At 54.1% G+C, this 13,211-nt stretch carries 13 protein-coding genes and 2 pseudogenes; 11 read left to right on the top strand and 4 right to left on the bottom strand.

Annotated elements, in window-relative coordinates:
* The first annotated feature begins 6 nt into the window (after positions 1-6).
* From V2154_RS16155 to htpG, 3 genes are all read left to right on the top strand, one after another.
* Positions 7-336: a YbaB/EbfC family nucleoid-associated protein gene (locus V2154_RS16155; RefSeq protein WP_353503041.1), complete on the top strand. Its 330-nt coding sequence runs from the start codon at positions 7-9 to the stop codon at positions 334-336.
* Positions 336-941 (top strand): recombination mediator RecR, encoded by a 606-nt coding sequence (recR, locus tag V2154_RS16150; RefSeq protein WP_353503040.1) that lies wholly within the window; start codon positions 336-338, stop codon positions 939-941. Before V2154_RS16155 ends, recR begins: the two co-directional genes overlap by 1 nt.
* Positions 942-1,140: 199 nt before the next feature.
* Positions 1,141-3,009, top strand: a complete 1,869-nt coding sequence (htpG, locus tag V2154_RS16145) for a molecular chaperone HtpG (protein WP_353504014.1) — start codon at positions 1,141-1,143, stop codon at positions 3,007-3,009.
* A 73-nt stretch (positions 3,010-3,082) separates the two neighbouring features.
* Here htpG and V2154_RS16140 read toward each other — a convergent pair.
* The 3 genes and pseudogenes from V2154_RS16140 to V2154_RS16130 all read right to left on the bottom strand — a co-directional run.
* Positions 3,083-3,448 (bottom strand): annotated as a pseudogene (locus V2154_RS16140) (LysR substrate-binding domain-containing protein); the annotation flags it as partial.
* 13 nt (positions 3,449-3,461) lie between these two features.
* Positions 3,462-4,159, bottom strand: a protein-coding gene (locus tag V2154_RS16135; protein WP_103215986.1) for an IS1-like element IS1A family transposase whose coding sequence is annotated in 2 segments (ribosomal slippage) — positions 3,462-3,910 and positions 3,910-4,159 — 699 coding nt in all. Because the reading frame shifts where the segments join, the coding sequence is not laid out codon by codon here.
* A 56-nt stretch (positions 4,160-4,215) separates the two neighbouring features.
* A pseudogene (locus tag V2154_RS16130) lies at positions 4,216-4,731 on the bottom strand (LysR family transcriptional regulator); the annotation flags it as partial.
* Between the two features lie 264 nt (positions 4,732-4,995).
* Here V2154_RS16130 and V2154_RS16125 point away from each other — a divergent pair.
* The 7 genes from V2154_RS16125 to V2154_RS16095 all read left to right on the top strand — a co-directional run bounded on the left by V2154_RS16125 (position 4,996) and on the right by V2154_RS16095 (position 11,130).
* The gene (locus tag V2154_RS16125; RefSeq protein WP_034792312.1) at positions 4,996-5,667 is read left to right on the top strand and encodes a hypothetical protein; all 672 of its coding nucleotides are present in this window, start codon (positions 4,996-4,998) and stop codon (positions 5,665-5,667) included.
* Between the two features lie 14 nt (positions 5,668-5,681).
* A complete protein-coding gene (locus V2154_RS16120; protein WP_100937457.1) occupies positions 5,682-6,080 on the top strand; it encodes an NUDIX hydrolase in 399 nt (132 codons plus the stop codon).
* Positions 6,080-6,961, top strand: coding sequence for a DUF6024 family protein (locus V2154_RS16115; protein ID WP_353503039.1), 882 nt, complete (start codon positions 6,080-6,082; stop codon positions 6,959-6,961). The genes V2154_RS16120 and V2154_RS16115 overlap by 1 nt, the downstream gene beginning before the upstream one ends.
* Positions 6,958-7,842 carry a DMT family transporter gene (locus V2154_RS16110; RefSeq protein ID WP_353503038.1) on the top strand — a complete coding sequence of 295 codons (885 nt, stop codon included), beginning with the start codon at positions 6,958-6,960 and terminating at the stop codon, positions 7,840-7,842. The genes V2154_RS16115 and V2154_RS16110 overlap by 4 nt, the downstream gene beginning before the upstream one ends.
* Before the next feature lie 103 nt (positions 7,843-7,945).
* Positions 7,946-8,590, top strand: coding sequence for an adenylate kinase (gene adk / locus V2154_RS16105; RefSeq protein ID WP_353503037.1), 645 nt, complete (start codon positions 7,946-7,948; stop codon positions 8,588-8,590).
* A 231-nt stretch (positions 8,591-8,821) separates the two neighbouring features.
* Entirely contained in the window at positions 8,822-9,784 is a 963-nt protein-coding gene (hemH, locus tag V2154_RS16100; RefSeq protein WP_353503036.1) for a ferrochelatase, read from the top strand.
* A 26-nt stretch (positions 9,785-9,810) separates the two neighbouring features.
* Positions 9,811-11,130: an inosine/guanosine kinase gene (locus tag V2154_RS16095; RefSeq protein ID WP_353503035.1), complete on the top strand. Its 1,320-nt coding sequence runs from the start codon at positions 9,811-9,813 to the stop codon at positions 11,128-11,130.
* A 61-nt stretch (positions 11,131-11,191) separates the two neighbouring features.
* On the opposite strand, the gene V2154_RS16090 is transcribed toward V2154_RS16095, so the two are convergent.
* Complete coding sequence (locus V2154_RS16090; protein WP_353503034.1) at positions 11,192-11,968, bottom strand: SDR family NAD(P)-dependent oxidoreductase; 777 nt, start codon at positions 11,966-11,968, stop codon at positions 11,192-11,194.
* Positions 11,969-12,168: 200 nt separating this feature from the next.
* Between V2154_RS16090 and V2154_RS16085 the strand changes: the two genes are divergently transcribed.
* Positions 12,169-13,095: a LysR substrate-binding domain-containing protein gene (locus tag V2154_RS16085; RefSeq protein WP_353503033.1), complete on the top strand. Its 927-nt coding sequence runs from the start codon at positions 12,169-12,171 to the stop codon at positions 13,093-13,095.
* The last annotated feature ends 116 nt before the right edge of the window (positions 13,096-13,211 follow it).

Genomic DNA, 13,211 nt, shown 5'->3' with positions numbered 1-13,211 from the left:
ATGATTATGTTTGGAAAAGGCGGCATTGGTAACCTGATGAAACAGGCCCAGCAAATGCAGGAAAAAATGCAGCAGGTACAGGCAGAAATCGCCCAGTTAGAAGTGACCGGCGAATCTGGCGCGGGCATGGTTAAAGTCACCATTAACGGCGCGCACAACTGCCGTCGTGTGGAAATCGACCCAAGCCTGCTGGAAGACGACAAAGACATGCTGGAAGACCTGATCGCGGCGGCTTTCAACGACGCGGCGCGTCGCATTGAAGAAACTCAGAAAGAGAAAATGGCTTCTGTATCCGGCGGCATGCAATTGCCACCAGGCTTTAAGATGCCATTCTGATGCAAACCAGCCCACTCCTTGAATCACTAATGGAGGCGTTGCGCTGCCTGCCGGGCGTTGGCCCGAAATCGGCGCAGCGCATGGCATTCCAACTGTTGCAGCGCGATCGCAGCGGTGGAATGCGGCTGGCGCAGTCGTTAACGCGTGCGATGTCTGAAATCGGCCACTGCGCTGATTGCCGCACTTTCACCGAGCAGGATATCTGCACCATTTGCGCCAACCCACGGCGCAAAGAAAACGGTCAGATTTGCGTGGTAGAAAGCCCGGCTGACATCCATGCTATAGAACAAACCGGTCAGTTCTCCGGTCGCTATTTTGTCCTGATGGGCCATCTGTCTCCGATGGACGGCATTGGCCCGGATGACATCGGTTTAGATCGTTTAGAGCATCGTCTGGAAAGCGAAAGCATGAAAGAGGTGATTCTGGCGACCAACCCGACGGTCGAAGGTGAGGCGACGGCGAACTACATCGCCGAAATGTGCGGCCAGTACGGCGTGCTGGCGAGCCGCATCGCGCACGGCGTACCGATGGGCGGTGAGCTGGAGATGGTGGATGGCACCACGCTGTCGCACTCTCTGGCGGGACGCGCACCTTTCAAGTTCTGACCTGTTAATTGCCGCCACGCGCGCGATTTCACGCGTGGCGGTTCAGTTTTAAGCCAAACGCTCTCTTTTCCCTTGAATTATCCTCCTGATAACCCCATCTACTCCTCAGCGTTTTATTTTGGCCAATGTGCCGCCTGTAAGGCTGGGCTTGCCAGCATAATGACAATTCAAATAGCGTAACTGAGGTAATTTGATGAGTATGAAAGGACAAGAAACCCGCGGCTTCCAGTCTGAAGTTAAGCAGCTGCTGCATCTGATGATCCACTCCTTATATTCCAACAAAGAGATTTTCCTGCGTGAGCTGATCTCCAACGCCTCAGATGCCGCCGACAAACTGCGTTTCCGCGCGCTCTCCAAGCCTGAACTCTATGAGGGTGATGGCGAACTGCACGTGCGTCTGGCGTTCGATAAAGAAAAACGTACCCTGACCCTGAGCGACAACGGCATCGGGATGACCCGTGACGAAGTGATCGACAACCTCGGCACTATCGCTAAATCAGGTACTAAAGCCTTCCTGCAATCCGTCGGTTCCGAGCAGGCGAAAGACAGCCAGCTGATCGGCCAGTTCGGCGTAGGCTTCTACTCCGCGTTTATCGTGGCGGACAAAGTGACCGTGCGCACCCGCGCTGCTGGCGCGAGCAAAGATGAGGGCGTGTTCTGGGAATCTGCTGGTGAAGGCGAGTACACTCTGGCAGATATCGAGAAAGCCGATCGCGGCACCGAAATCACTCTGCACCTGCGCGAAGATCAGGATGAGTTCCTCGACGATTGGCGCGTGCGCTCGATTATCAGCAAATATTCCGACCACATCGCCTTGCCGGTTGAAGTTGAAACCCGCAATGAAGAAGATGACACCGTCACCTGGGAGCAAATCAACAAGGCGCAGGCCCTGTGGACCCGCGGTAAATCGGAAGTCACCGACGAAGAGTACACCGAATTCTACAAACATATCTCCCATGACTTCAGCGATCCGCTGAGCTGGAGCCACAACCGCGTTGAAGGTAAGCAGGAGTACACCAGCCTGCTGTATATCCCTTCACAAGCCCCTTGGGATATGTGGAACCGCGACCACAAGCACGGCCTGAAGCTGTACGTGCAGCGCGTGTTCATCATGGACGAAGCCGAGCAGTTCATGCCGAACTACCTGCGTTTCGTGCGTGGTCTGATAGATTCCAACGACCTGCCGTTGAACGTCTCGCGTGAAATCCTGCAAGACAGCCGCATCACCCAGAACCTGCGCAGCGCGCTGACCAAACGCGTATTGCAGATGCTGGAGAAACTGGCGAAAGACGACAACGAGAAGTACCTGCAATTCTGGCAACAGTTCGGTCTGGTGCTGAAAGAAGGCCCGGCAGAAGATGGCGCGAACAAAGAAGCCATTGCCAAACTGCTGCGATTCGCCAGTACCCGCAACGACAGCTCCAGCCAGACTCTCTCTCTGGAAGAGTACGTTGCCAAGATGGTGGAAGGTCAGGACAAAATTTACTACATCACCGCCGACAGCTATGCCGCCGCGAAGAGCAGCCCGCACCTTGAGCTGTTCCGCAAGAAAGGCATCGAAGTTCTGCTGCTGTCCGATCGTATCGACGAGTGGATGATGAGCTATCTGACTGAGTTTGATGGCAAAGTCTTCCAATCCGTGAGCAAGGCCGACGACACGTTGGACAAGCTGGCTGACGAAGAGAGCGAAGAGCAGAAAGAAGCTGAGAAGGCGCTGGAGCCGTTCGTTGAGCGCGTGAAAACCCTGCTGGGCGACCGTGTGAAAGAAGTGCGTCTGACCCACCGTCTGACTGATACGCCAGCGATTGTCACTACCGGCGCTGATGAAATGACTACCCAGATGGCGAAGCTGTTCGCCGCTGCCGGTCAGGAAGCGCCAGAAGTGAAATACATCTTCGAGCTGAACCCAGACCACGCGCTGGTGAAACGTGCTTCCGACGTGGCCGATGACGCGCAGTTTAGCGAGTGGGTTGAACTGCTGCTGGATCAGGCGCTGTTTGCCGAGCGCGGCACGCTGGAAGATCCAAACCTGTTTATCCGCCGTATGAACCAACTGCTGCAAGCATAAGGTTCAGATGCTCATAAAAAGCCCTGTCATCGCGACGGGGCTTTTTTTTTGCTCTTAAATGCAGGAAAACGGCTTAGCCTCCGCTGGCTTCTTCCAGCAACCAGCCGCGAAATGCAGTGATCTCCGGCTCATGGCTGCGATCGCTTTTCACCAGCATATAGGTGGCGCGATCCACCTCGGCGAAGCCCAGCGGCGCGATCACCGTGCCATCCTGTAGCTCCTTCTTCACCAGAATCTGCGGCGTCATGATGATCCCCAGCCCGTTTTTTGCCGCCTGAATCGCCAGCGTCAGGTTGTCGAAATGCTTGCCCGCAATAAAATCGCCTTTGGCATTGGTTTTCTTAGCCCACTCCTGCCAGGCATTAATTTTGGTGTCGGCGTGCAGCAATGGCAGGGTGGAGAAGTCCGTCTGATAAGTAAATCGGTGGCGGAAATTCGGTAATGACTCCAACTTATTGATAGTGTTTTATGTTCAGATAATGCCCGATGACTTTGTCATGCAGCTCCACCGATTTTGAGAACGACAGCGACTTCCGTCCCAGCCGTGCCAGGTGCTGCCTCAGATTCAGGTTATGCCGCTCAATTCGCTGCGTATATCGCTTGCTGATTACGTGCAGCTTTCCCTTCAGGCGGGATTCATACAGCGGCCAGCCATCCGTCATCCATATCACCACGTCAAAGGGTGACAGCAGGCTCATAAGACGCCCCAGCGTCGCCATAGTGCGTTCACCGAATACGTGCGCAACAACCGTCTTCCGGAGCCTGTCATACGCGTAAAACAGCCAGCGCTGGCGCGATTTAGCCCCGACATAGCCCCACTGTTCGTCCATTTCCGCGCAGACGATGACGTCACTGCCCGGCTGTATGCGCGAGGTTACCGACTGCGGCCTGAGTTTTTTAAGTGACGTAAAATCGTGTTGAGGCCAACGCCCATAATGCGGGCAGTTGCCCGGCATCCAACGCCATTCATGGCCATATCAATGATTTTCTGGTGCGTGCCGGGTTGAGAAGCGGTGTAAGTGAACTGCAGTTGCCATGTTTTACGGCAGTGAGAGCAGAGATAGCGCTGATGTCCGGCGGTGCTTTTGCCGTTACGCACCACCCCGTCAGTAGCTGAACAGGAGGGACAGCTGATAGAAACAGAAGCCACTGGAGCACCTCAAAAACACCATCATACACTAAATCAGTAAGTTGGCAGCATCACCGGAAATTCGGCGAACAGACCGGGCCGATATAATCGACGGTGATCAGCGTTGATTCAATATCGCTGGTCAGCTGGTTCTCATTACTCTTAATTAGAATATCTGTTCGCTGTTCATGGACTTGCTGAACATCGGTATGCGTTTGGAAAGTCAGGACAATATTTTCATGACGTTCCGAAAAGCGGCTAATCCGCGGAATAAGCCACTGGGCTAAAAAACTTGGCGCGCAGGAGATAATTAAATTATTTTCCTGCCGGGCTTTAATGTCACGGCAGGTATTTTCTATTTCGACAAATACCTGATCGCAGCATTTTTTTAATTTCTCACCGTCGCGGGTTAAATAGACCCGGCCCGCCGCGCGTTTAAATAACGGCGTGCCCAGCCAGCCCTCTAAATTCTTAATTTGATGACTCACCGCGCTGTGAGTCACGTTCAGCGATTCCGCCGCCAGACTGAAGCTTTCAAAGGTCGCAGCCTGCTTGAAATAGTGCAGGGCGCGCAGGGAAGGCAGGTTTGCCATATCAACACCTTGTTAGAAAAATTCAACTCAACTGTCTGTTTATATCATTTTCTTGTGCCGAAAAAACCCATTAGTCTCAACCTCGTTCCGAAGCACATCTCTCTAACAGGCGCTGTAATTCTACTGAAGATAATTCAGTAAGTGCGCCAGTCTGCGCCTTGCGCGCTGGTTAAGTCTGTATAAAAAATAAGGATGACTATGAACAACTCACTTTCTGGTACAACGACTTCCACAGCAAATACGACTCCACGAACGCAGTTAGTTATGTTCACAGGTGGCCGCGATAGCACGCTGGCCGCATGTTATTTAATGTTACAGGGTATTCCTGTGCATCTTTACTCTGCCAACAGCGGTTGCTCCCTGCACCGCGGCATTCTCGCCCACCGTGTAGACGAACTGCGTAATCGCTTTGGCGATTTAGTGGTGGAACACACCGTCGAGGATATCAGCGGGACTTTCCGCTCCATCGCCATTGAAAATATCGAAAGCGATATTTTGCGTCATCGTAAAAATCTGGTGTTACTCGGCGAGAAATTAGCGATTCACGCCCATTTAGTGGATTTCTGCCGCCGCAACGATATTAGCGTGATTAACGACGGTATTACCCACTACCAGCAAGAATTCCCCGAGCAGCGTCTGGTTGCCAAAGAGTTCTTGGTCAACCTGATGAATGAATACGACATTCAATACCACTCGCCAATTTATGAATTCGCTCAATCTTCTGACGACGTGAAATATCGCCTGCTGCAATTAGGTATTTCCACTAAATCGCTGGAAGGGGTGAGTATTTTCGGTGACAGCTTCTCGACGCCGAATGACGAAACCATTCTGGCTTATCTGAATGAGAAAACGCCGCTGGCGCGCAACATCATTAAATTCCTCTCCGGTGAAACCCTGAGTCTGGGGTTAAAAACGGCGACTCACGCTGCGGCGTAATGAAGGACAACCCGATGAAAACTATCGTCAAATGTTCGGCAGTGATCATCCGTGACCGCGCGTTATTACTAACGCGCAAGCGCGGAACTGACATCTTTATCTCTCCCGGCGGTAAGCCGCTGACCGGAGAAGACCACATCAGCTGTTTGCGTCGTGAGTTAAAAGAAGAACTTAACGTTGATACAGCCAAAATCACGCCACTGGGCTTATTCCACGGCGTGGCGGAGTTCGAAAAAGTGGCGATTGAAAATCATGTTTATCAGGTGGAAGTGGTGGGGCAGCCCGTCGCCAGCGCGGAGATCGCTGAAATCGCCTGGGTGAATTACCGCAAGCCGCCTTGCGAAGTGGGAGTGGGATCCGTGTTTCGCGACAACGTCCTGCCGTTACTGTACCAGCGTGAGTTGATCGACTGATGGACCCTTCATCTCTCTCTCCCGCCTTGCAGCAACAGCACGGTGATCACTATTACAGGGAAGTAAACCGGCTGCGGGAAGTGCTGCGCGACAAGCTGACGACGGTCTATCGTCTTGGCGATTATGACATTTTTCTGGTGCAGTCGGTGCGTGTGGGCTTAGCCATGCTCTCCCACTTGCTGCATAAACATAATATGTCGCTGAATCTGGCCGCCCATCGCCACTATCAGCCGATTGAACTGCTGTTCTCCAAACCCGCGCCGATTGACGCGCCGGGGCAAAACAGCGGCGTCAACATGGTCACGCACGTTAACCCTTATACCGGGGCCATTAACGATCTTGATGGTTTGAATCATAAAACCGTGGTCGACGGTTCGCATAGTTTCGCCACCGGTCTGCATGATGAGTTGGTGAATAACAGCTCGATTTTCCTCGCGCCGCTGCATAAACACGCGTCGGTGGCCGTGGGTCTGACGCTGATTGCCGTGCGCCCTGAGCACTACAGCTGTTTGTTCCGCAGCGAACTGCGCCTGTACGAAGGATCAACCGTCTCTCAGCGGCCATTGCAGGAGGCGATTGCCGCGATGGAGGCCCCGGATTGGCAGCCTTACAACGTGGCCAGCGTCGAGAAAATCGACCTGCCGCTGGCTAACGGCCTACGCCTGACCTCGCTCAGCGCGTCTGGCCTGCCTTTCGCCTGCTTCCCCGTGGCGACGCTGTCTGAAGACCAGCTGCGTAAGGTCAAACAGATCAATGGCAGCTATTTCGAGCATACCCAAACTTTGCGTATTTCCCGCTGGGCGCGGGGCAATCGCTTTCAGCAAGTGGATAGCACTGGCAGTGTTATCGACGATTTAGCCCGACTTTGGAGTCAAAAATGAGTAAATCTACCCCAGTTAACGGCAACCTGATCGGTATTCTCGGCGGCATAATTCTGAGTACCGATTCCGTGTTTATCCGACTCATGAGTATCGATAACTCATGGATGATTGTGATGCTGCGCGGCCTGTTTATGTGGGGGCTGGTGGTGCTGGTTTACCTGCTGTGGCCGAAGAGCCGCTCGGTGCTCGGCATGCCGTGGATCACCCGTCAAAACGCGTTGTCGACGCTGTTTTTCTGTATCGCGTCGGCCTGCTTCGTTAATGCGTTAAATCGCGGCAGCATCGCCACCGTGCTGGTGATCATCTCCTCGACGCCGTTTGTTTCCGCGATCATTTCGCGCCTGTTCTTTGGCACCAAAATCGATAAATCGCTGCTGATGGCCGCCATCGCGGGCATGCTCGGCGTAGCTATCGTGATGACCGGTCGCGCGACGGGCTATGACCCGCTGGCCAACTACTTCGCGCTGGCGACGGCAGTGTCTATGGCGCTAGCCTTTATCTTTGCTTCAAAAGTGGAAAACGGCACCGTGGGCTTGCCTTCAATCGGCGGCGTGCTGGCCTCGGTTTGCGTGGTGGGCTTCACTGGCGGTGGCGTGCTGCACGCTGTTCCGCTGCTCAGCGGTTCGCAGTGGCTGTGGCTGTTCGTCGAAGGCGCGGTGATTATGCCGCTGGCGATGGGGCTGATTTCTCTCTCCACGCGCTTTGTTTCTCCGGTTAACGCCGGACTATTTTTACTGCTCGAAACCGCCCTCGCGCCGCTGTGGATTTTCCTGTTTCTTAATGAGGCCCCAACGCTGCAAGCCGTTGTTGGTGGGTGCATTATTGTGCTGGCCGTTATCTCCCAGACCTTGCGAATTAAACGCCAGGAGGCGCTGGCTTAACCTTGATTGCGCGCAGCCTGTTCCTTGAGGAAGGGCGAGCAGAATGATATGGTTGGTCGTTTTGTACGTTTTAATAAAAATTACATGCAAGGGGATTTACGCAATGCGTATCATTCTGCTGGGCGCTCCGGGCGCTGGTAAAGGAACTCAAGCGCAATTCATCATGGAGAAATATGGCATTCCGCAGATTTCTACCGGTGACATGTTGCGCGCAGCTGTTAAAGCTGGAAGTGAGCTCGGCAAGAAAGCAAAAGAAATCATGGATGCCGGTAAACTGGTGACCGACGAATTAGTGATTGCACTGGTTAAAGAACGCATTCAGCAGGAAGACTGCCGCAATGGTTTCTTGCTCGACGGCTTCCCACGCACCATCCCTCAGGCTGATGCCATGAAAGACGCTGGGATCAAAGTGGACTACGTGCTGGAATTCGACGTACCTGACGAACTGATCGTTGATCGCATCGTAGGTCGCCGCGTTCATCCAGGCTCAGGCCGCGTTTATCACATCAAATTCAATCCGCCAAAAGTGGAAAACAAAGATGATGTGACCGGCGAAGAGTTGATCACCCGTAAGGACGATCAGGAAGAAACCGTGCGTAAGCGCCTGGTTGAATATCACGATCTGACCGAGCCATTGGTGTCTTACTACAGCAAAGAAGCTGAAGCGGGCAACACTCAATACGTTCGTATCGACGGTACTCAGAAAGTGGACGAAGTGCGCCAAGAGCTGGCTTCTATCCTCGGTTAATGTCGTTGTCGTAAATAATAGAAGCAACAAAAGCGACTCCGGTCGCTTTTGTTATTTCTGCTTCCCGCACTTTTATTCATCAAATGAATGGTATTGATTACTTCTGCCATTAGCTGTTATCGGTTCCGCTCCCCGTCTTTTTGGTTACAATGTGCAAAGTTAAGTCGAAGCCCGCATTTTTGGCTTCCAGTCACCCAGGCTCAAGAGCCGTAATAATTTAGGAAATTCAGCATGATGCAGACGAAATTCGGTGTGTTACTGGTCAATCTCGGTACGCCCGAAGCACCAACGCCGCAGGCCGTAAAAAAGTATCTGGCTGAGTTTTTAGGTGATCCACGGGTTGTTGATACTAATCGTTTGATTTGGCTGCCGATCCTTTACGGCGTGATCCTGCCTCTGCGATCTCCGCGCGTCTCCAAACTGTATAAAGGCGTGTGGATGGAAGAGGGCTCGCCGCTGATGGTGTTTAGCCGCCGCCAACAAAAGGCACTGGCCGAGCGCCTGCCGGGCACTCCGGTAGAACTGGCAATGAGCTATGGCAAGCCAAGCATGGAAGATGCCATCGACAAACTGCTGGAGCAGGGCGTCACCAAAATGGTGGTTCTGCCGCTTTACCCGCAATACTCCTGCTCCACCAGCGCCGCGGTATTTGACGGCGTAGCGCGCGTGTTAAAAGAGAAGCGCCGCCTGCCGTCACTGAGCTTTATTCGCGACTACGCCGAGCATCCGGCCTATATTTCCGCGCTGAAAACCACCGTTTTGCGCTCCTTCGCCGAGCACGGCGAGCCGGATCGCCTGATGCTCTCCTTCCACGGTATTCCGAAGCGCTTTGTGGCCTTGGGCGACGATTATGAACAGCGTTGCCGCGACACCACTCAGGCGCTGATTCAGGCACTGGGCCTGCCGACGGGAAAAATCATGCTGACCTTCCAGTCGCGCTTTGGCCGTGAACCATGGCTGACGCCTTATACCGACGAGACGCTGAAAGGCTTGCCGGCGCAGGGCGTGAAGAACATTCAGATCATGTGTCCAGGCTTTGCGGCAGACTGTCTGGAGACGCTGGAAGAGATTAAAGAAGAGAACCGTGAGATCTTTATGCACGCAGGCGGCGAGCAATTCCATTATATTGACGCCCTTAACGATCAGCCTGAGCATATCGATCTGCTTCAGCAGTTAGTGACTCAACATTTTTAACGTTTTTTGATCCACAGAGAGCATCAATGAAATTTCCTGGTAAACGTAAGTCTAAACACTATTTCCCTGTCAGCGCGCGCGATCCTTTACTGCGTGATTCAATGTTGCAGAGCATGATGCCTGACAGCGAAGTAGGGGCTTCTTATATCGTCGGTATCGATCAGACGATGGTAGATATTGAAGCGCGTGTAGACGAAGACTTCGTTGCTCGTTATGGCCTGAAGGCCGGCGAGTCCAGCGTTATCGACGATGCGACCGCCGAGGCGTTGTATCAGGAATTAATGAGTCAGGCGCTGATCACCCATCAGTTTGCCGGTGGCACCATCGGCAACACTTTGCACAACTACTCGGTGCTGGCCGATGACCGCTCTGTGCTGCTCGGCGTGATGTGCAGCCACGTGCAGATTGGCAGCTACGCCTATCGCTACCTGTGCAACACCTCGAGCCGCGTGGATCTGAACTACCTGCAAGGTGTGGATGGCGCCATTGGCCGCTGCTTTACCCTGATCAGCGACAGCGGCGAGCGTACCTTTGCGATTAGCCCTGGGCATATGAACAATTTGCGTCAGGAAAGCGTGCCGGAGGACGTGATTGCCGGGGCTTCGGCGCTGGTGCTGACTTCCTACCTGCTGCGCAGTAGCGAAGGCGAACCTATGCCAGAAGCCACGATGCAGGCTATCGCTTATGCCAAGAAGTATCAGGTGCCAGTGGTGCTGACCTTGGGTACCCAGTTTGTGATTGCTGAGAACCCGCAGGCGTGGCGCGACTTCATCGCTGAAAATGTCTCTATTTTGGCGATGAACGAAGATGAAGGTTTTGCACTAACGGGCTTGAAAGACCCGCTGATGGCGGCCGATAAGGCGCTGGAGTGGGTGGATCTGGTGCTCTGCACGGCCGGTCCGAACGGCCTGTTTATGGCCAGTTACACCGAAGAAGAGTACAAGCGCGCGACGAATCACCCGCTGTTGCCGGGGGCGATTGCCGAGTTCAACCAGTATGAATTCAGCCGCGCCATGCGCCGCGACAGCTGCCAGAACCCGCTGAAAATTTACTCCCACATCGCGCCATACATGGGCGGGCCGGAGAAGATCATGAACACCAACGGTGCTGGAGACGGCGCGCTGTCTGCCCTGCTGCACGACATCGCCGCCAACGGCTTCCACCGCACCAGCGTGCCAAACTCCAGCAAGCACGCCCGCGACTATCTGACCTACTCCTCACTGTCTCAGGTCTGTAAATACGCCAACCGCGTAAGCTATCAGGTCCTCAACCAGCACTCCCCGCGCCTGACGCGTGGCCTGCCGGAGCGCGAAGATAGCCTCGAGGAGTCGTACTGGGAGCGTTGATGCTAGGGCGTCAATAAGCACACAAAAAACGCGGCGCTCGCCGCGTTTTTGCTTTTAAACCTTAAGCGTTACGTCCCGCCATAACGCCACCGTCGATGTCCCAGATGGCGCCGGTGACCCACGTCGTTTTATCAGACAGCAAGAAAGCCACGGTGTCGGCGATATCGCGCGGCGTACCGACGCGGCCGATTGGGTGGAAGCTGTCGAAGCTGTTCATTACGCCGCCCACGTCCTCTTTCGGAATAAAGCCTTCATAGATCGGCGTGTGAACCACGGCTGGCGAAACGGCATTCACGCGGATGCCGCTCTGACCCAGCTCCAGTGCCAGATTTTTGGTCAGGGCGTGCAGGCCCGCTTTTGCCATGGAATAGGCCGAGGATGGCGTCGCGCCGATGGCCTGCTGCGCCCACATGGAGCCGATGTTCACAATTGAGCCTTTGATGCCCGCTGCCACCATGTTTCTTGCCACGTCGCGAGTGATGAAGAAGGTCGCACGGTTGATGTTCATATACATGTCATAGTCGGCTTCTTCGTTTTCGACGAAGGCTTTCGGGAAGAACACGCCAGCGGCGTTGACTAACAGGCTGATATCGCGATGGTCGCGGTTAATTTCCGCCATCACGTCCTTCATACCGGCTTCTTTCATTAGATCGGCGACGATAATGGATACCGGACCAAGGGATGACAGGGCTTGGCGCGCTTCTTCTGCTTTGGCCTGACGATTGCCCACCAGCACCACGCTGCCGCCGTTTTCTAACACAATGCGCGCCGTTTCCAGACCCATGCCGCTGGTGCCGCCGACGACTAATAGTTTTTTACCTGCAAATGATGCTGACATATTGACCTCGAATTCCTATTTATCAATCAGTTATTAACAAGGCATCTGTCAGATTCAGCTGCCCGGCGATGAACCCAGATTGCCACGGGGCGAGCAGGCTGACGAATCAGAAGATATTGCCTGATGACAAAGAAAATCTATGTCGTTAGCCGTTTTCTGGGCTAGGATGAAGGCATAACTAATCAGCAGGTGATTTTGCGATGCGCTCCTTAAATAGACTTAAATGGCTACACGCCTTTGAAGCGGCGGCCCGACACGGCAGCTTTACCGGGGCGGCGGAAGAGCTGGGCGTGACGCCCGCGGCGGTTGGGCAGCTGGTGCGTTCGCTCGAGGAGTGGGTAGGGCATCCGCTGCTGACTCGTACGCGTTCTGGCAAAAAGCGGCTGATGGTAGTAGCTGAGGCGCAAGACGCGCTGAAAGAGATCACCGACGGGTTGGATAAGCTCGAAAGCGGCCTGAAGAAGTTGCGCGGACGCCGCGCGCGCTCGGTGATTGTGGTTACCGCGTCGCAGGTGCTGGTGATGAACTGGCTGATGTCGCGCCTGAACCTGTTTGCCGAACACCATGAGGATATCGACCTACGCCTCGACGTCTCGGATAAGCATATCGATTTGGCTCACGGCGAGGCGGATATCGGCATTCGCTGCGGGCCGGGCAACTGGCCGGGGCTGCACGCGACCTGGATCATGGATGAAGAGGCAGTGGTGGTGTGCAGCCCGCTGATTTTAAAAGCTGGGCAAGAAGCCGACTGCGATTGGCTGAATAAACAGAAGCTTATCTACGATGACACCCCGCATCCCGGCGCCAATATGCCGTCGTGGAGCGGTGTACTGGACACCATCGGCTATGGCCATGTAAGCCAGAATAGCCTGCATATCAACTCTACCTCGGCGGTGATTCTGGCGGCGCTCGGCGGGCGTGGCGTGGCTATCGTGCGCCGCGCGCTGGTGCAGCAATCCATTGATAGCGGCCAGCTGATTCAGCTCTACCCATCATTTAAATGGTCACTGACGTGGTCCTATTACATGGTGCGGTCGGAGCATGCGCTGAGTCGCCCCGAAGTGCAGATTTTCCATGACTGGATGCTGGAATATCAGCACTCACTAAGCTCAAACACCCCCGCCTAACTCTCTCTTCAGAAAATAGCCAAGCCACGGCTGGCTATCCTCTGCTTTCAGCTTTTTCAGCAAGATAGTTTTTCTTTGCCATAAGGCAAGTTTATCTCATTTGTTTAACACTCTTA

Origin of the sequence: Ewingella sp. CoE-038-23 (assembly GCF_040419245.1) — a bacterium.
In the GTDB taxonomy this organism is placed as follows: domain Bacteria; phylum Pseudomonadota; class Gammaproteobacteria; order Enterobacterales; family Enterobacteriaceae; genus Ewingella; species Ewingella allii.
Note: the sequence above shows the minus strand (reverse complement) of the source record. Positions and strands in the feature narration are given on the sequence as shown.